At 60.6% G+C, this 18,277-nt stretch carries 15 protein-coding genes; 3 read left to right on the top strand and 12 right to left on the bottom strand.

Going from position 1 to position 18,277, the window contains the following annotated elements; genetic code table 11:
* Positions 1 to 9: 9 nt before the first annotated feature.
* Positions 10 to 2,199 carry an anthranilate synthase gene (locus ASC86_RS13580; protein ID WP_056321799.1) on the bottom strand — a complete coding sequence of 730 codons (2,190 nt, stop codon included), beginning with the start codon at positions 2,197 to 2,199 and terminating at the stop codon, positions 10 to 12.
* Positions 2,200 to 2,534: 335 nt separating this feature from the next.
* Positions 2,535 to 4,748, bottom strand: a complete 2,214-nt coding sequence (locus ASC86_RS13575; RefSeq protein WP_056322605.1) for a TonB-dependent hemoglobin/transferrin/lactoferrin family receptor — start codon at positions 4,746 to 4,748, stop codon at positions 2,535 to 2,537.
* A 281-nt stretch (positions 4,749 to 5,029) separates the two neighbouring features.
* Between ASC86_RS13575 and ASC86_RS13570 the strand changes: the two genes are divergently transcribed.
* Positions 5,030 to 5,860 carry an extensin family protein gene (locus ASC86_RS13570; RefSeq protein WP_056322602.1) on the top strand — a complete coding sequence of 277 codons (831 nt, stop codon included), beginning with the start codon at positions 5,030 to 5,032 and terminating at the stop codon, positions 5,858 to 5,860.
* A gap of 103 nt (positions 5,861 to 5,963) precedes the next feature.
* Positions 5,964 to 6,479 (top strand): DUF1993 domain-containing protein, encoded by a 516-nt coding sequence (locus ASC86_RS13565; protein ID WP_056321796.1) that lies wholly within the window; start codon positions 5,964 to 5,966, stop codon positions 6,477 to 6,479.
* Here the strand turns inward: ASC86_RS13565 and ASC86_RS13560 are convergent.
* The 10 genes from ASC86_RS13560 to ASC86_RS13515 all read right to left on the bottom strand — a co-directional run bounded on the left by ASC86_RS13560 (position 6,476) and on the right by ASC86_RS13515 (position 17,045).
* Positions 6,476 to 8,155 carry a formate--tetrahydrofolate ligase gene (locus ASC86_RS13560; protein ID WP_056321792.1) on the bottom strand — a complete coding sequence of 560 codons (1,680 nt, stop codon included), beginning with the start codon at positions 8,153 to 8,155 and terminating at the stop codon, positions 6,476 to 6,478. The two genes, ASC86_RS13565 and ASC86_RS13560, sit on opposite strands and share 4 nt — an antisense overlap.
* Positions 8,156 to 8,296: 141 nt before the next feature.
* Positions 8,297 to 9,478 (bottom strand): DUF2333 family protein, encoded by a 1,182-nt coding sequence (locus ASC86_RS13555; RefSeq protein WP_056321788.1) that lies wholly within the window; start codon positions 9,476 to 9,478, stop codon positions 8,297 to 8,299.
* Positions 9,471 to 10,772, bottom strand: coding sequence for a DUF6638 family protein (locus ASC86_RS13550; RefSeq protein WP_056322599.1), 1,302 nt, complete (start codon positions 10,770 to 10,772; stop codon positions 9,471 to 9,473). The genes ASC86_RS13555 and ASC86_RS13550 overlap by 8 nt, the downstream gene beginning before the upstream one ends.
* A gap of 20 nt (positions 10,773 to 10,792) precedes the next feature.
* Positions 10,793 to 11,203: a helix-turn-helix transcriptional regulator gene (locus ASC86_RS13545; RefSeq protein ID WP_056321786.1), complete on the bottom strand. Its 411-nt coding sequence runs from the start codon at positions 11,201 to 11,203 to the stop codon at positions 10,793 to 10,795.
* A 13-nt stretch (positions 11,204 to 11,216) separates the two neighbouring features.
* Positions 11,217 to 11,465, bottom strand: coding sequence for a type II toxin-antitoxin system RelE/ParE family toxin (locus ASC86_RS13540; protein WP_056321783.1), 249 nt, complete (start codon positions 11,463 to 11,465; stop codon positions 11,217 to 11,219).
* 60 nt (positions 11,466 to 11,525) lie between these two features.
* Positions 11,526 to 13,436, bottom strand: coding sequence for an AAA family ATPase (locus ASC86_RS13535; protein ID WP_056321781.1), 1,911 nt, complete (start codon positions 13,434 to 13,436; stop codon positions 11,526 to 11,528).
* A 4-nt stretch (positions 13,437 to 13,440) separates the two neighbouring features.
* The gene (locus ASC86_RS13530; RefSeq protein ID WP_056321778.1) at positions 13,441 to 14,589 is read right to left on the bottom strand and encodes a hypothetical protein; all 1,149 of its coding nucleotides are present in this window, start codon (positions 14,587 to 14,589) and stop codon (positions 13,441 to 13,443) included.
* Between the two features lie 217 nt (positions 14,590 to 14,806).
* The gene (locus tag ASC86_RS13525; protein WP_056321775.1) at positions 14,807 to 15,895 is read right to left on the bottom strand and encodes a hypothetical protein; all 1,089 of its coding nucleotides are present in this window, start codon (positions 15,893 to 15,895) and stop codon (positions 14,807 to 14,809) included.
* A 118-nt stretch (positions 15,896 to 16,013) separates the two neighbouring features.
* Positions 16,014 to 16,397 (bottom strand): cytochrome c family protein, encoded by a 384-nt coding sequence (locus ASC86_RS13520; protein WP_056321772.1) that lies wholly within the window; start codon positions 16,395 to 16,397, stop codon positions 16,014 to 16,016.
* Between the two features lie 66 nt (positions 16,398 to 16,463).
* Complete coding sequence (locus tag ASC86_RS13515; RefSeq protein WP_056321770.1) at positions 16,464 to 17,045, bottom strand: thymidine kinase; 582 nt, start codon at positions 17,043 to 17,045, stop codon at positions 16,464 to 16,466.
* Between the two features lie 244 nt (positions 17,046 to 17,289).
* Between ASC86_RS13515 and ASC86_RS13510 the strand changes: the two genes are divergently transcribed.
* Complete coding sequence (locus ASC86_RS13510; protein WP_056321767.1) at positions 17,290 to 18,246, top strand: choline ABC transporter substrate-binding protein; 957 nt, start codon at positions 17,290 to 17,292, stop codon at positions 18,244 to 18,246.
* Positions 18,247 to 18,277 lie beyond the last annotated feature (31 nt).

Raw genomic sequence — 18,277 nt, 5'->3', positions numbered from 1 at the left:
CGCGATGCGTCAGGCGGCCTTGATCTTCGCCTTCCTGGCGAGATGGGCCACCACGTTCTCGATCATGCGCATGCCGGCGTCTCCGCCCAGTGTCATAATCGATTCCGGATGGAATTGAACCGCCGCAATCGGTTCCTTCACATGTTCGATGCCCATGATCGTGCCGTCATCGCTTTCGGCGGTGATCATGAAATCGCGCGGCAAGCTCGACGGATCGGCAAAGATCGAGTGATAGCGGCCGACCGTCACTTCCTTGCCAAGCCCAGAGAAGACGATGCCCGGCTCCAGCACCCGGATGCGCGACGGCTTGCCGTGCATGGGAATGGCAAGCTGACGCAGATCGCCGCCGTAGGCTTCGGCCAGTGCCTGCAGGCCGAGGCAGACGCCGAAGATCGGCAGGTCGCGCGCCCGCGCCTTCTTGATCGTCGCCTTGCAATCGAAATCCTTCGGCGTGCCCGGCCCCGGCGAAAGCACGACGAGATCGGGCTTCAGCGTGTCGAACAGTTCGTCCGCGACCGGGGTGCGCACGGTCGTCACATCAGCTCCCGTCTGGCGGAAGTAGTTGGCGAGCGTGTGGACGAAACTGTCCTCGTGGTCGACGAGCAGGATGTTGACGCCGGCGCCGACGGCGGCGACGTCGCGGCCGGCCTTGCCGCTGTTGGCGGATTTTGCGTCACGGATGGCTGCGATCATGGCGGATGCCTTCAGTTCGGTTTCGGCCTCTTCCTCTTCCGGATTGCTGTCATTGAGCAGCGTCGCACCGGCGCGCACCTCGGCAATGCCGTCCTTGATGCGGATGGTGCGCAGGGTCAGCCCCGTGTTCATGTCGCCATTGAAGCCGACCATGCCGATCGCCCCACCATACCAGGCGCGCGGGCTCTTTTCATGGCTTTCGATGAATCGCATGGCCCAGAGCTTCGGCGCACCGGTGACGGTGACGGCCCAGGCATGGGAAAGGAAGCCGTCAAAGGCATCCATATCGTCGCGCAGGCGGCCTTCGATATGATCGACCGTGTGGATGAGGCGCGAATACATCTCGATCTGGCGGCGGCCGATGACCTTGACGGAGCCCGGCACGCAGACGCGGCTCTTGTCGTTGCGGTCGACATCCGAGCACATGGTCAGCTCGGATTCATCTTTCTTGGAGTTGAGCAGTTTCAGTATCTGTTCCGAGTCGGCGATCGGATCGGCGCCGCGCTTGATCGTACCCGAGATCGGGCAGGTCTCGATGCGGCGGCCGGAGACGCGCACGAACATTTCCGGCGAAGCGCCGACGAGATATTCCTGATTTCCGAGATTGATGAAGAAGGAATAGGGCGACGGATTGATCGCCTTCAGCCGGTTGGAGATTTCCGAGGGCTTGCTGTCGCAGCGCTCGTAGAATTTCTGGCCCGGCACGACTTCGAAGAGATCGCCGCGACGAAAACTTTCCTTGGCCTTGGTGACCAGCTCGGCATATTCGCCGGGACGGTGATCTCCATGGGGCGGAATGATATCGACGGTGCGGAATGGGTCGGGTACGATATCGCCGGATTTGTCGATGGTCGTCTGATCGCCCTTGGTGAAATCATAGCGATCGATCCAGGCCTTGGCCGAATAGTGATCGACGACAAGGATTTCATCCGGCAGGAACAGCACCATGTCGCGCTGGTCGTCGGGCCGTTGCAATTTCAGCTCGATCGCATCGAACTGGAAGGCAAGATCGTAGCCGAAGGCGCCGTAGAAACCGAGGTTCGAATCCTCCTGCGAATAGAACAGCGCGGTCACGGCGCGCAGCACCGTGAACACCGTCGGCATCTTGGAGCGCTCTTCCTCGGTGAAGACACGGTCCGGCAGGTTGATGGCGAGGTCGAGGCGGCGGCTGATCGAAGCGCCCAGCGTGATGTCGCTGACGCCGGCCAGATGATCGGCGATGATCGAAAGCAGCGCTTCGCCGCGCTCATTGAAGGCTTCGATCCAGAGCGAACGGCCGAAGGAGGAGATGGCAAGCGGCGGGTCAACGATAGCGGTATCCCAGCGGGTGTAGCGGCCGGGATATTCATAGTTGGAGGAAAACACCGCACCGCGGCGCTCATCGAGACGATCGACATAGCTTGAGATCGCGTCCCCATAGGGAGCCTCGCGCCGGCGCCGGATGATCTCGATGCCGCCCTTGGTCGTATAGGTCTCCGCACCGTCGGCCAGAATTGTCGTTCCCATGTTCCACTCCGTTTCGACCCGTTTTCACCGGTGCGGCCTGAATACGAAAAGCCGCCTCGAGGACTTCGGGCGGCTTGTGTTTCAATCACGCATGACTGGTCAAGGCCGCCTCAGCGAGCCCACCACCAGATCGAAAGGATGCGTGCCTGTTTCATGGCCGGAATTGTTAGCGCGGCTTTCGGCGATGCGCAAGCGCACCCCTATGGATCGAGGCGGAAAAATGCACGCTTCCCGCTGCCAATTCCTTACGATTCATCCCCGGCACGGGACCGGGGATGAATCAGGGTTTAAGGCTGGCGCTTCAAGCCATTGAAAGAATCTCGTTTTCCGAGCCTTTAAAAGCGTTGGGTGAGCGAGATCTTGAAGGTGCGGCCCGGCTCGGAATACCACTGCTGCGGCTGCGCGCTTGCTAAGCCGAGGTTTACATCGCGAACGGCTAGAGCGTTATAGTATTCCTTGTCGAAGACGTTGTAGACGCCGGCCTGGACGCGAAGGCCGGGAGCCTGTTCCGGCGTCCACCACGTGGTGAAATCAACGATGCCGTAGCCCGGCGCATCGAACGTCGCGGCATCGTTGTCGTCAGGCATCTTGGCCGAAAGGGTGGAGGAAAGATCGAAACCGTAGGTTTCATTGCTCCAGCCGCCGCCGATAATCGCCTTGAAGGGCGCGACTGAGCGCAGGCGCTCATCCGTATCGCCGTTTTTGCCATAGGCGTAGGCAATCGAGCCATGCAGGTTCACGCCGTTATCGAAGGTCTGCGTGGCCGCAAGTTCGACACCCGAAATCGTCGCTTCGCTGACGTTGGTATAGTTGAATTCCATGATGCCGGTCGTGGGGTTGATGGTCGTGACCGTTTCGATGAAGTTCTTGTAGCGATTATGGAAGGCTGAAACCCGGCCGGTCAGTCCGCCGACATCGAAGTTCGAGCCGATCTCGAAACCGTTGCCGGTTTCAGGCTTCAGGTCCGGATTACCGAGCTGGGCATAGTTGCCGAAGGGGTTGTAAAAGCGGCTGTAAAGCTCGTCGATAGTCGGCGCGCGGAAGGCCATGGCCCACTGCGCATAGACCTGCACATCCGAGGTGATGTCGTAGGTCGCCAGCAGCTTCGGCGAGAACTGCGATTCCTGACGATCCTTGATATCGCCGAAGGTCGGCAGGCCCGGATTGCTGGCAAAGCCGCCCCCGGTGGAAGGATTGTAGTCGAACCAGTCGAAACGCAAGCCGGGCGTCAGGGTGAAGTTGTTGCCGAAATCGATCTGGTCCTCGATGCTGAAGCCGAGCGTCTTGGCATCGACATCAGGCACTTCCGACTGGTTGTTGAGCGGCGGGCAGGAAGCCGGGGTCGGGCAAAGCGCAAAGCTGTATTGCGTCCGGTCGGAGCGCGCCGTTTCGAGGCTGGCGCGAACCGAGTGAGAGAGATTGCCGGCATCGAAATCCTTGGTGACGCCGCCGCTGAAGCCCCAGGTATCGTTTTCAATCTCGTTGTTGCGGCCGTAGGGCGTACCGGTCGAGGTACTGCCATCGGTGCCGGATTCCTTCTTCAGGCCCTGCCAGTAGAGTATCGCCCGCGCCGTCGTGAAGAAGGCGTCGGAGGAAACGGCCTCGTAATCGTAGTCGAGCGAAACGCGGTCGCGCTGGCGCAGTTCCCGACCGTTATAGTCGCCGATCATATAGGCACGGCCCGGCCCCTGCAGTTCGCGCAGATCGGTATCGACATCGCGGCGGAAGCGCTCGGCCGTCAGGCCGATGCGGTGACCGCCTTCCAATTCCTGGCGAACCTTGAACAGCAGGTTGTACTGATCGAAATCGGCCGGATCGGACTGGGTGCGCGTGTTGCCGTAGCTGTCGTTATCGCCGTTGTTGCGGCGCTCGTGCCCCTTGCGATAACCACCCTGGAATAGGACCGAGGTATCATCGAAGCGCTTGGCAACGGCGGCAGAGCCCAGGATGCTGTTGTCTTCGGTGTCGTAGGTCGTCTTGGCGATACCGCCCCAATCCTTGCCGTCGCCGATCAGGTCTTCCGGCTCCAGCGTGTTGAGGACAATCGCGCCGCCCAGCATGCCCGAGCCGGCGCGGTTAGAATCGGCACCGCGCACGATATCGAGTGAGGAGAGCGAATCGAAATCGAAGGTATCGGCACCGCCATTGGCGTTGCTCGTCGCAAATGCGCCCTGACGCGCGTTGTTGGAGAGATAGGGAATCGGAATCCCATCGACCAGCGTGACGATGCGCGGACCAGAAAGGCCACGGAGGTTGAAGCCTGCATCGGCGCGGGAATAGTTGACACCGGCATCGATGCTGCGGCCGATATCTTGGAAGTCAGTGACCTGCTTGTCGGTCAGTTCTTCCTGCGTCACTTCGGTTGCAAGCGGGGTATCGGCAACGCTGCCGGGCTTGACGCGGTCGCCCTTAACGACCAGCTTTTTCAGCACTGTCTCGCCGCTGGCGGCGGTGGTGTCTTCGGTGCTCTGCGCAAGAGCCTGAGACATAGGTAGAGCAAATACGGCCGCTGAAACCATGAGCATGGAGCGCCAATGCCGAACAATCATGTAAACCAACCCTCTATCGTGAATGACCGGGCTGGCTGGCGAGGCACGAGGCTCGTTGGGCTGGCTAGGCGTGACTTGCGGCGGTCAATTCCCGCCTTCCTTTCGCCACATAAAAAACATGACTGAAAGCGTCAACATATAAGTGACGTTTTTAACCATCTTCCGCGGCGCCCATGTTTTCCGGCAACAGAAATACGTCCGGGAGCCGAATGAAACCTCGGGCGGCCTCCATGCGTTGAACCGTATGGGCCGGATATCAAGGCCCAGCCAGGAGGATGTTCATGCCGTTTCGGATCGCCGCCGTTCTTCTCTCCGCCGCCGTGCTTTCCGCCGCCGGCCTCCCCAAGCAGGGTCCGACGCCGGAAAAGCGCCCCGTAACGGAAGACACGGCACCCGTGCAGGGACAGGACAAGGACGCCCCCGTCCCGCAGAACAAGCCGAAGGATGAAGCTCCAGCCAAACCGGCCATGGAGGAAAAAGACAAAACCCCGGAAAAGGCCGACGCCGAAAAAAAGGAGGAGCAAGGCCCTCCCCTGCCCATTCAGGCAGAAAACGAGAAGGACCATGCCGCCTGCCTTGTCGACCTGAAGGCCATCGGCGCGACATTCGAGGAAGTCCCGAAAATCGATGACGGCTCCGGCTGCGGCATCGATAAGCCGCTGAAGCTGAGCATGGTTCTGCCCGGCATCGTTCTGAAACCGGAGGGCACGATACGCTGCGAGACGGCCTTGGAGCTTGCCCGGTGGACGAAGGAATCGGTCCTGCCCGCCGCAAGCACGGCGCTTGCGGAAGAAGGAGAACTCACCACCATCAATCAGGCATCGAGCTATATCTGCCGGCTGCGCAACAATGCCAAGACCGGCAAGATTTCCGAGCACGCCCGCGGCAATGCGATCGACATCGCCTCCTTCACCTTCAAGAGCGGCAAGTCCATCGCCATCGAGCCACGCGACGAGGATTCGACTCTCTCCGGTGCCTTCCAGCGGGCGGTCACCGCCGCCGGCTGTCTTTATTTCGAAACGGTGCTCGATCCCGGCAGCGACGTGGCGCACGAAAACCACCTGCATTTCGACGTCCTGCAACGCCGTGGCGGTTATCGCTATTGCCGATAGCGTTCGAAATTTTTTAGGCCACCCCGGCGGCGGCTTGCGGGCCGGCTTTCGGCACCCCATGTTTCAGCCGCGAAACCCGCCCGCATCCCAGAAGGATCATTCCATGTCCGTTTCCACCTATTCCCTGTCGATACCGGTTTTCCTGCGCGGCCTGAACGTGCTGGCCGCCCTGCTTGAAAAGGGCAAGGCCCACGCCGCAGAGCATTCGATCCCGCTCGACAGCCTTTTCAACGCCCGCCTCGCCCCGGACATGCTGCCGCTTTCCGGCCAGATCCAGCGCATCAGCGACACCTCCAAGAATGCCGTTGGCCGCACGACCGCCATTGCCGCCCCGAGCTTCCCGGACAACGAACAGAGCTACGAGGAACTGGAAGAGCGCGTGCGCAAGACGATCGCCTTCCTCGAAACCGTGAAGCCGGATGACATGGCAGACAGCGGCGAGCGCGAGGTGGCGATCAATCTCGGCAAGCTGCAGCACACTTTTACCGGCAACAGCTATCTCCTGACCTTCGCCATCCCGAATTTCTTCTTCCACCTCACCACGGCCTACGACATCCTGCGCAATCAGGGCGTTGCAGTCGGCAAGCAGGACTTTCTCGGCCCGTTTAAAAAGGCCTAAAACAGCCCCTCGATATAGCCGTCGTCGTTCAGGAAAATCTTTTCCGACGACGGCACGCTTGGCAGGCCGGGCATGGTCATGATCTCGCCGGTGATGACCACCACGAAGCCCGCGCCGGCCGAAAGCCGCACCTCGCGCACCGGCACCGTGTGCCCGGTCGGCGCACCGCGCAGGTTCGGGTCGGTCGAGAAGGAATATTGCGTCTTGGCCATGCAGACCGGCAGGTTGCCGTAGCCCTGCTGCTCCCAGCTATGCAACTGTTCGCGCACCTGCTTGTCGGCAATCACCTCGCCGGCATGGTAGATTTCGGTAGCAATCGTCTCGATCTTGCGGAACAGCGGCATGTCGTCGGGGTAAAGCGGCGCAAACTGCGCCCCTCCGCCTTCCGCAAGAGCGACAACCTTGTGCGCCAGGTCCTCGATGCCGGCCGAACCTTCGGCCCAGTGACGGCAGAGAATGGCTTCCGCGCCGAGCGTCGCGACATACTCCTTCACCGCCTTGATTTCGGCTTCGGTATCGGTGGAGAAATGATTGATGGCGACCACCACCGGCACGCCGAATTTCTTGACGTTGAGTACATGGCGGCCGAGGTTGGCGCATCCCTTGCGCACCGCCTCGACATTCTCGGGCGCGAGGTTTTCCTTCTTCACCCCCCCATTCATCTTCATCGCCCGCACCGTCGCGACGATGACGGCGGCATCGGGCTTCAGCCCCGCCTTGCGGCACTTGATATCGAAGAATTTCTCCGCCCCGAGATCGGCGCCGAAGCCGGCTTCGGTCACCACGTAATCCGCGAGCTTCAGCGCCGTCGTCGTCGCCATCACCGAATTGCAGCCATGGGCGATATTGGCAAACGGCCCGCCATGGACGAAGGCCGGATTGTTTTCCAGCGTCTGCACGAGGTTCGGCTGCAGCGCATCCTTCAAGAGCACCGCCATCGCCCCATCCGCCTTCAGGTCGCGGGCATAGACCGGCGTTTTATCGCGGCGATAGCCGACGATGATATTGCCGAGGCGCTGTTCGAGGTCCTTCAAGTCCCGCGCCAGACAGAGGATCGCCATCACCTCCGATGCCACCGTGATATCGAAGCCGGTCTCGCGCGGAAAACCGTTGGCGACGCCGCCGAGCGAACCGACGATATGGCGCAGCGCCCGGTCGTTCATATCCATCACCCGCCGCCAGGTGATGCGGCGGATATCGATGCCCTCGGCATTGCCCCAGTAGATGTGGTTGTCGATCAGCGCCGCGAGCAGATTGTGCGCGGATGTGATCGCGTGGAAATCGCCGGTGAAATGCAGGTTGATGTCTTCCATCGGGACGACCTGCGAGTAGCCGCCGCCGGCCGCCCCGCCCTTTACGCCGAAACAGGGACCAAGCGATGCTTCGCGGATGCAGACGACAGCCTTTTTGCCGATGCGGTTCAGACCATCCCCGAGCCCGACGGTGGTGGTCGTCTTGCCCTCGCCGGCCGGCGTGGGATTGATGGCCGTTACCAGAATGAGGCGGCCGTCTTTGCGCCCTTTCTGTCGGGCGATGAAATCGGCGCTGACCTTGGCCTTGTCATGACCGTAGGGAACGAGGTCTTCGGGTGGAATGCCGAGCCGTTCGCCGATCTCGTAGATCGGCTTCTTGACGGCGGCGCGTGCGATTTCGATATCCGACTTGACCTCGCCCATGTGGTATCTCTCCCCAATCCACATTGTTATGACGCCATAAAATCGCGAAAGAGCGCACAACGCCAGTTTTTGTTCTACTGACGTATAAAAACCCCGCCGCCGGCAGCGGCCGGCGACGGGGTGAACGGCTTTGAAAGACGATCAGCGGGCGAGAACGTCGCGCATTTCGACGAGGTTCGAACGGACCCGCAGGATATAGAAGCCCATCGTCGCCAGATGCGTCGGCATGATCCAGCCATCTTCGCGGCCGTTGGAGATGATCAGCGGCTGGATGCGCAAGGCCGAGCGCAGTTGCTTGATGCTTTCCACCCAAATCGGCCCGAGGCCGCGCTGCTCGATGACGGCACGGAAATCGGCACCGGCGGCCGACATCACGCCGTAATAGCCGTAAAGCTGGCCATAGGCGAACCAGAAGCGATCATCCGCCCGCGTATCGAACCAGCCGCCATTGTGGTTTTCCGAGCGCTCACGGATCATCGCCGAGGTGCTGCCGAGATCGTTGGCGATACGGTCGAGGAACTCGATCAGGTTGTCGGAGCGGCCGTCGAAGACCGCCTCGCATTTGACGAGGCTCTCATTGAAGGCCTGAAGATCGCGCATGGCGCTGCGGTAGAAGCTCGGCGTCGGCGTCTTCGGGCCAAAGGGATCGAGGCCGAAATACCACGCGGTCTCGTCGAACTGCAGGTTCGAGCGGGCGCGCTGCAGGTTGTTGTTGATGCCGGAAGTGCCGCGCACACGGCCGAGTGAATCCACCAGCTCGACCGTGGTGCGCCGGATCGCCTGATTGACGCCGCGCTGGAAAGACGCCTTGTTGTCGAGCCAGGGAGTGTCATCCCAATCCATGCCGAACAGCCCCATCTTGTAGAGCAACATGGAGGAAATCCAGGCATTCTGGTTTACGTTGAAATCGACCAGATCCGCCGTCACGTCGACGATCGCCGAACGCTCGCAGGTCGTGCCGGGGGCTGGTGCAGGCTGGGCAGCGGCACCATCGACCGGCGCAGCATCCGTCACCGTCGCATCCGGCGTTGCCGCGGGCGTTGCGGGCAGGCCCGCATCGATCTTGCGTGCCGAAAAATTGTAGCGATCGACATAGTCGGGATTGAAATTGGACCAGACCTGGGTCTGCCAGATGAAATAGCCATAAAGGCCGACCAAGACCAGAAGCCCGATGCCGATCGGCCCCTTGATGATCCAGGCGCGCGCCCGATACCAGTTCGCGACCCAGATGAAGGGCGACAATAGCCAGGAGATCGCCAGCCCGATGCCGCGGCCGATCGCGGCAAACACACGCTGAAAAAACGCGACGATCGGATCAAGCATTATTGGTATCCTCCTTGAGCCCGTAAAGACGTTTACGGAACGCGGTCTTGTCTTTCAGATATGCGCCGGTCAGCGTCGCCACAACATATTCGCGGAATTTTTCGCTGTAACGCTCATAGGCGGCATAAAATCCCTGCTTGTCGAAGACGAAGCGAGAGACGAAATCTTCCGGCGTCAGTTGCGACACCAGCCGGTTTACCAGCCACTGATCGGGATGCTCGGGTGCTGCCCGCACCAGATGGAAGCGCTGTTGCGGCGACACATCCTGCATCTTGATGACGCCGGTCGCCATGACGGTGCGGATGGCATTCTGCAGGAAGGGGTAGAGTCCGTTCGCAGCCACGACAGACGCATTCCTGTGCATCCAGGTCTGCAGCCAAATGGCATCGATCGCGCTCTGATCGACCGTCGGCTCCGTCTCGTTGACGAGCGCGCGGATGACCATGTCGGCGCGGTGCTGGTAGAGCCCCGACGTTTCCACCCAGGAGGCCTGCGGCAATTGCAGCCGGTTGGTAGAAGCCAGAAACTCGAAAATGCGCTGATGATCCGACAGGCTGATATAGCTCACCTGCCAGGGCCGCGAGCGGCGGAAGCCCGGCACGGAGGGATCGCAGATCACCGTCGTCGTCTTCTCATCGAGGAAGATATAGACGCCGCCGAAATGATTGGCCCAGAAGGCATCGTGGCGGAACACCAGCTTGTCCGGCACCAGCGCATTTTCGCGAATATCGCCGGTGAGTTTCGCCAGCTCCACCATGCGGTTGAGCAACTCGTCATCCGCCCAGGCATTCGGCACCGTCTTCAGCCGGTCGACGAGCGAGCGCAGTTCCGCCGCCTTGCCCAGCATGTCCTCGGCCGAGAGCACCCGGAAGCGCACCTCGTTGATCGACAACAGGTCCTCGATATCGTTGACGACGGACACGCTGTCCTCGATCTCGCCATAGAGCGCATCGCGGATGGTTACGGCATTGATGGCCCGCGCATTGGCCGAGAAGAACTCGTGCATCAGCGCGGCGGTGTTGGAAAAGCTCGTATGGACAACCGGCAACTCCTCCTGCGCCGGCGTCATGATGACGAAGCGGCGGTTGACGCGGTTCGGATCGAGATAATCCCGGTCGCCGAGTTCATCGGCGATCTCGGGCGAAAAGCCGGTCATGTCGATCTGGAAGGAGGAAAGCGCCGTCGGCCGCAGACCGAAGCCGGCCAGCGCCTTGTTGTAGCGCGCAACCAGATGCGGCTCGGAGATATCGAGCAGCCGGCCATAGATCAATTCGGCTTCGAGGAGGCGGTTCATGGAATGGCCGTCATGCAGGATCACACCTTGCTGCCGGTGGTTGGGCGTTCCTCGCCCCAGACCAGATCATCGAGGTCAACATCCAGCACAACCGCAATAGCCTTCAGAACGGAGAGACTCCCCTCCTTCTTGCCAGTCTCAATTTCCGAAAGGTAGGCTGCGCTAATACCAATCCTTGAGGCAAGTTCCCTGCCAGAGAGTCCCCGGAAATCGCGCCAGACACGCAAAGGACTCTCCCCATCAATAAGACGGTCTACGAAGTCTATCGGCATCCCAACATCATCCCCGTCGGCGATACGTTGCTTGGCATTGTCATAAGCAGCAACATCCGCAAGCATCTCCGCCATCTCAACAAGAGATTCGTAGTCAGCGCGCGGAAGAACAACCATCTGCTCTCCACCCGGAGTGATAAATTCGGAAACCCTGTTCATCCGATTGCTCCACTCAATAAATACTGCCCCGGCTGCCGATATCGAGGATATCCAGAACGTTGCCGCTTTCGTCGAAAATCACGCGCCAGTTTCCGACACGTAATCTATAACCCTCACGTCCCTGCAGCTTTTTGACATTCGCAGCTAGAGACTGTGGTTCCGTGGCGTATTGAAGAATCTTTTCCCTTACCTTCAGGGCCTCATTTCTCGGCATTCGCGAAAGCGTCCTCAAGGCAGGCCTGTGAAAAACAACTTGCTTCATCGACACTACGCTTTGCTAATTTATAGGGCAACATAATTCGCTATCAGCTAACCAGTCTCCTCACCACCGCCCGTCGCGCTTCATCGCCTCGATCTCGCGGATCGCCTTTTCCCGTTGGCGTTCGCGGCGGATGATGTCGGAGATAGCGGCATCGTCGGATTTGTCGGTGTAGCGGAATTCGCTGTCGGCGTAGCGGTTGATCTCCTGCAGCACCATCGGAAGCGTCACCGGCCCGCGCCGCTCCTCGATCATCGCCTTCTTCTCGTCGTAGGGCTTGTGCATGAAGCTTGCGGCATCCTTGAACCAGTCGTCCGGCAATTCCACATCCATCGCCCGCATTTTGATCGCATCGGTGATATTTTTGATGGCCCGGCCGGTAAAGCGCGGTTCGGCGAGCTTGATCTCGTGCAGATAGGCGCCGACATCGGCGAGTGTCGTAATCGCACCGTTGGTCTTTTCGAAACGCTCCCAGACCGCCACCAAGCCCTCCTCCTGCGGCTGGGAATGGGCCTCGTAGGATTGCGACACCGCCTTTTTGATCTCTTGCCCCGCAAAAAGCGCGTGCTCGCCAAGCGGTATCTTGTGGTTCTTGCCGACCAGCAGGGCGAAGATGTCGATGTAGTCGGCCTCCGTCTGCGGCCCGTCGACCAGCCAGCGGGCACCGGCGCGCTGGCGCAAGGCGTCGTCGACATTTTCGGGGTAGTTGGAAAACATGCCGAAGGTGCAATTGCCGCGCACCACCGTCGAGGCGCCGGCGAAGCTCTCCATCAGCACCGCCGTCACCTCATGCTGGCCGGCGGAGGCCCGATCGTCCGAGCGCTTGGCCGCGACCTGATCGACATCATCGATGGTGCCGAAGCCGATGGCGCGCGGGTTGATGACGTTGTTGAGGAATTCCTTGCAGTTCTGGCCCGATTTGCCCTGATAGGAGGAAATCTGGTCGACGCCGAAATTCTCGTAATGGAAGGCGTAGCCGGCGATCTGGCAATAATCGTTGAGCATGCCGGCCAGCATCTGGATCAGGATCGTCTTGCCGGTGCCCGGCATGCCGTCGCCAATGAAGGTGAAGAGAAAGCCACCGAGTTCGACGAACGGATTCATCTGGCGGTCGAAATCATAGGCCATCATCATCTTGGCAAGCTTCAGCGCCTGATATTTGGCGATGTGGTTGCCGATGATCTCTTCCGGCTTCTTGAAGGTCATCACCAGCGGCTTGCGCTTGGCGCCGGGCGCAATGTCAAAACCGTTCAGGGTGAAATCGTCCTGATCGAGCCGGATATGAGCATTTTCGAAGGCCGCAAGCCCGGTGAAGCGCGCCTTACGGCCGATCAGCCCTTCTATCGCCACCCGTGCGAAGGCCCGCGCCCGGCTGGTCAGCGCCGCATCGTCGGGCGCACCGGCAATCGTCCGGTCGAGCGCCGAAACCATCGATTTCATGGCATCCTGCGGCGTGTCGAACAGGAAATCAGGCTCCGCGCCGTCCTCGACCGGCTCGCCCTCCCCGGCCAGCGTCGCCGAAAGATAGGCGGCGAAGGTGAAGGCGGCGACATAGGCCGAAGCCGAAAGCAGCGCCTTGAAGCGGCTCGCCTCCTCGCCACCAAGCGGGGCGGCGGCATTGCGCGATTGCAGGCTTTCGAGGTCGGTCTGGCGGGCAAAGACATCGGCCACCGCAAGCGCCACCTGCAGGCCGCGCCGTGAGCGATAGAGTATCGCATGCTGAGCCAGCGACATCAGCGGATCGCCGGCGCGCACGCTCTGGATCGTCTTTACGAGTTCCACATCCCGCGTGCGGCGCTGGCCGGCGGTCGAAACGGTCGAGACGAAGCGGCGGCCGGTGCCGGCAAGCGCGGTCGATGAAGCCGGATCGTCGGCTTCGAGAATAATCAGCCGCGTCACCAGCCCCTGCGCCACCGCCTGATGCTTGGCGATATCGTCCTCGTGCAGCGTCGTCAGGCCGGCATTCAGGCTCATGGGGTTACACCTCGCTCACAACCTGGTTTCCCGAAATCACATGCACCTTGTAATCCCCGAAGATCGAGGCGGCATCGCCGCTGGCATAAAGCGCCTGATAGGCCTCGTGCGGCACCAGCGCATGTTTCTCGTAGGCGCTCACGCCCATGCGCGTCGCTTCGAGATTGTCGGTATCGATATGGAACTCTTCCGATGCCGGGGTCGAGGACCAGAAGCCGCGCTGGGCCGGACGCTCGGCCTTGGAGAAGACCTCCTGCACCGTCCAGGTAAGCAGCCAGGCATTCTCCACCTTGCGCACCTTGGAGAGGATGTCGTTGATGCGGGCATTGTTTTCGGTGATCCCGGCAGAATAGAACGGCCCGAGCACGATGCGGCGCAACTGCTTGGGGTGCAGTTCCTCGAAATCCTTGTCGAGATTGGTGGCGATGGTCACCGGCGTCAGCGAATAGGCGCTGTTCTTCAAGGCGAAATCGTCGAAGCGGCTGGCAAGATCGGGGTTCAGTAGACCGCCGATCGGCAGCGGAATGTCCTGATCCGGGTTGAGCTTGCCATCCGGCGTCACCAAAAGCTTGACGATGTTTTCCGAGGAATCCTCGATGGTCGCCATATAGACCATCGGCAAGGTGCTGTTGCCATCGAAGGCGCCCCAGCAGACGACGTAATAGGGCCGCATCGTCTTCGGATTGACGGCGACGCGGATCGTTTCGGGCAGCACGAAGGGCGAGAAGATATCGCCCTTGCCGATCTGTTCGAGATAGAGCCGTTCGGCCATGCGGGCCTGCAGGTCCGTCGGAAACGCCTTGTGCCGCAGGATGAAGTCCGCCATGTCGGCGCGCAACGCATCGGCGACGGGGATGCTGGCGAGCCGCTTTTCCGCCGATTGCCGGTCGTTTTCCAGTTCAAGCACGTTCTGGAAAACGGGAAAGCCGCTTTCGGCGCGCGAGATGCGGAACTGGTCGATGAAACCGACGCGGTTTTCCCAACAAGAAAACGAGGCCTTCAGCCGGGCAAGATACGGCACTACGACTTCGCCGACCACGGAATTGCGGTAGAGCGGCGAATTGCGGTCGCCGAGAAAGATTTCGAGGCCGGCGAGTGCGGCGCGGATGGAGCCGAAATATTGGCCAACTGGGCCTTCGAGGGCGGCGTTCATGGGTGGTGTGCCTTGCGAGCCTGCCCCTCATCCGGCCTGTCGGCCACCTTCTCCCCGCGTGCGGGGAGAAGGGACAAGCGGCGAACTCCGTCATCTCTCAACCCCGAAGTTGGAGCCGGAGCGGGGAACGAACGGCACCCCCCGTCGTCCCCTCTCCCCGCCTGCGGGGAGAGGGTTAGGGTGAGGGGCAAAGCCGTAGACGATGACCCAACAAACATCACGACTTCACATAATTCGCAGCATTGTGCTTATCCATCACCGTCTGGAAGCGCCGCGCGAAGGCATCGTCGGCCAGCTTCTTGCGGCGCTGGATGTCCTGCGTCGAGAGCATGTTCTTCTCGTGCATCTCAAGCAGATCGCCGATATGCCGCTGGGCCGCCGAGCCGATGCCCGCCATTGTCTCTTCCGCAGCCGTATCGACCTGGCTGCCGAGCGTATTGATCTTGTGGGCGACCTCCTGCTGGGCCGCCGTCTTCAGCGAATCTTCCAGTGCCTTGTAGAGCACGATGCGCTGCTCGGTATCGATCGTCAGCTTGTTGATCAGCGTGTTCTGCGCGGCGATCTGGTTGTTGAGCGAATCCACGAAGGTCTGGAACATCGACGTATAGCGCTCCAGCGTCTGGCTTTCGGCGAGCAGTTCCTGCTCCTTGGCCTGCTTCTCGTTATATTCCGTCGCCAGCACCGAGCGCTCGCCCTCGAGCTGGGTGCGCGAAATCTGGTCGGTCGATGCCGCAATGCGGTTTTCGATGTCCATCAACATCGGGTTCAGCGCCTCGATACGCTTCTGCACCTCCTGCAGATTGGCCATCGTACCCTTGCGCCGCTCGATCACCTGGATCAGGCTCGCCTCGGAGGTCTTGTAGCGCTGGTCGAGAACGGACTTCTGCTCCTTCAGGATGCCGACGATGGTATCGGATTTCGCAAGCAGCTCCTGCAGATTGCCGGCCAGCGACATGTTGCGAACGCGGTCGGTGCGCATGCGCTGCGCGCTCTGCTTGGAGAAGATGCCGATGAATTTCTCGTAGCCGGTGTAGGTCTTCATGCTCTCGAATTCGGCGCCGAAGACATTTGTCGCATCTTCCAGCCCGATGATCAGGTCGGCGATATTGCCCTCCATCACCTTCTGCTGGCGGATCACATCCTCGATGCGGGCATTCTCGATGTCGAAATTGGCGTCGCCGAGCTTGGTGTCGGCCTTGGCGAACTGATCGAGCACGACGGCGGACTGGTCCATCTTGCCGCGCATCTCCTGGACGATCCCGCGGGTCTTTTCGATCTCGCTCTCAAAATTCTGAAGTGTCGCCATCGGATATCCCCCTGTTTGCGCATCATGACGCGGCGCCGCGCCGGATTATTCGATGCCCGGCCGGATTATATAATGGTCCCCGAAGCTTGAAGCACAAGGGTTGCAGAGCGGAATATTACTATTTGGGCGGAGCAACGGATTTCAGATAGGCGATGACATCGGCGATATCGGCCGGTTTCTTCAGACCGGCAAAGGTCATTTTGGTGCCGGGCACCATCGCCTTGGGGCTCAAAAGATATTCTGAAAGCCGGGCCTCGTCCCAAACCTTCCCGTCCGCGCCGAACTCCCGCATGGCGGATGAATAGCTGTAGTCCGGCGCTGTCGCGACAGGCCGGCCGATCACGCCGAGCAGGCTCGGGCCGACGCGGTTGGTAGGCTCGGTCGCCGTATGGCAGATGCCGCATTTGCGGAAGACGGCGGCGCCCGCCGTCGCATCGCCGTCCGCATGGGCAGCAGTGGTGGAAAGACAGAGACAAATAAGAGAGAAGAGAAGACGCGACATGACGGAGACCCCTGAAATGCGGAAGGCATCACACCATGGCACGAAGCCGCCCCCGGTAGGAAGCCGTCACACCTCGTTCATCAGGTCTTCCCAATGGGTGCGGCAATAGGAGACATATTTCTCGTTGCCACCCACCTCGATCTGCGCGCCTTCGCGGATGACGCGGCCTTCGGCATCGAGCCGCACGACCATCGTCGCCTTGCGGCCGCAATGGCAGATGGTGCGCACCTCTCGCAGTTCGTCGGCGATGGCCAGCAGCGCCATGGAGCCGGGAAAAAGCTTGCCCTGAAAATCGGTGCGCAAACCATAGGCCATGACCGGAATGCCGATGCGATCGGCGACGCGCGCCAGTTGCCAGACCTGCTCTTCAGCCAGAAACTGGGCCTCGTCGACGAAGACGCAGGCGATCTTTTCCTGCTCATGCTGTTCCTTGATCATCGCAAAGAGATCGTCCTCATGGGCGAAGGCAGTGGCATCGGCGCTGAGCCCGATGCGCGAGGAAATGCGGCCCTGACCGGCGCGGTCATCGAAGGCGGCGATCAGAACCAGGGTGCGCATGCCGCGCTCCTGATAGTTGTAGGAGGCTTGCAGCAGCAGGGTCGATTTCCCCGCATTCATGGTGGCGTAGCTGAAATAAAGTTTGGCCATGGCCTGCAGTCCCCGTATGTTCCTTCCGTTCATGACCAGACAAGGCGGACAACACCAGAGCCCAATTTTCGCAAACCACAGAAAAACGAAAAAGCGCGGCGTTCCATCAGCATTGCGACATGTAACGTCGCTTTGGGCGGGCGTGTCTCGCGATTGTCTCAATACACTCCGGCCAACGCCAAAGCGCTTGAAAAGGCGAAAAATTGGTGATTGGCTAAAAACATAGTGGCAGGGGAACGACAAAATGAAGCAAACATTCTCTCTGAAATTCATCGCCGCGGCGACCGTTTCGCTCGTAGCGCTTAGCGCATCGACCGCCTTTGCAGCCGAGCCGGAAAGCTGTGCCACCGTGCGCTTTTCCGATGTCGGCTGGACCGACATCACCGCGACGACGGCAACGGCCAGCGTGCTCCTCAAGGGCCTCGGCTACACAACCGACGTCAAGGTCCTCTCGGTGCCGGTCACCTACCAGTCGCTGAAGAACAAGGACATCGACATCTTCCTCGGCAACTGGATGCCGACCCAGGAAAACGACGTTCGTCCCTTCCTCGACGACAAGTCGGTCGAATCCTTCGGCCCGAACCTCGTCGGCGCGAAATACACGCTCGCCACCAACGCCAAGGGCGCCGAACTCGGCATCAAGGATTTCAAGGATATCGCCGCCCACAAGGACGATCTGGAAGGCAAGATCTACGGCATCGAGCCCGGCAATGACGGCAACCGCCTGATCATCGACATGGTCGACAAGGACACCTTCGGCCTCAAGGGCTTCGAAGTGGTCGAATCCTCCGAGCAGGGCATGCTGGCGCAGGTCGCCCGCGCCGACAAGGATGGCGCGCCGGTGGTCTTCCTCGGCTGGGAACCGCACCCGATGAACGCCAACTTCAAGCTCACCTATCTTTCCGGCGGCGACGACATCTTCGGACCGGATTTCGGCGGCGCCTCGGTCTTCACCAACATCCGCGCCGGCTACACCGCTGAGTGCCCGAATGTCGGCAAGTTCGTCACCAACCTCAAGTTCAGCCTGCCAATGGAAAACGAGATCATGGGCAAGATCCTGAACGACGGCAAGGAGCCGGAAGCGGCCGCGACCGAGTGGCTGAAGGCCAACCCGGCCGCAATCGAGCCGTGGCTTGCCGGCGTCACCACCAAGGATGGCGGCGACGGCCCGGCTGCGGTGAAAGCGGCTCTCGGCCTCTGAGCCGGCACGATGAGGCGGGGAGTTCTTCCCC

This window comes from Rhizobium sp. Root1212 (genome assembly GCF_001424985.1).
In the GTDB taxonomy this organism is placed as follows: Bacteria; Pseudomonadota; Alphaproteobacteria; order Rhizobiales; family Rhizobiaceae; genus Pararhizobium.
The sequence above is the reverse complement of the archived record's forward strand: the minus strand, read 5'-3'. Positions and strand labels throughout refer to the sequence as shown.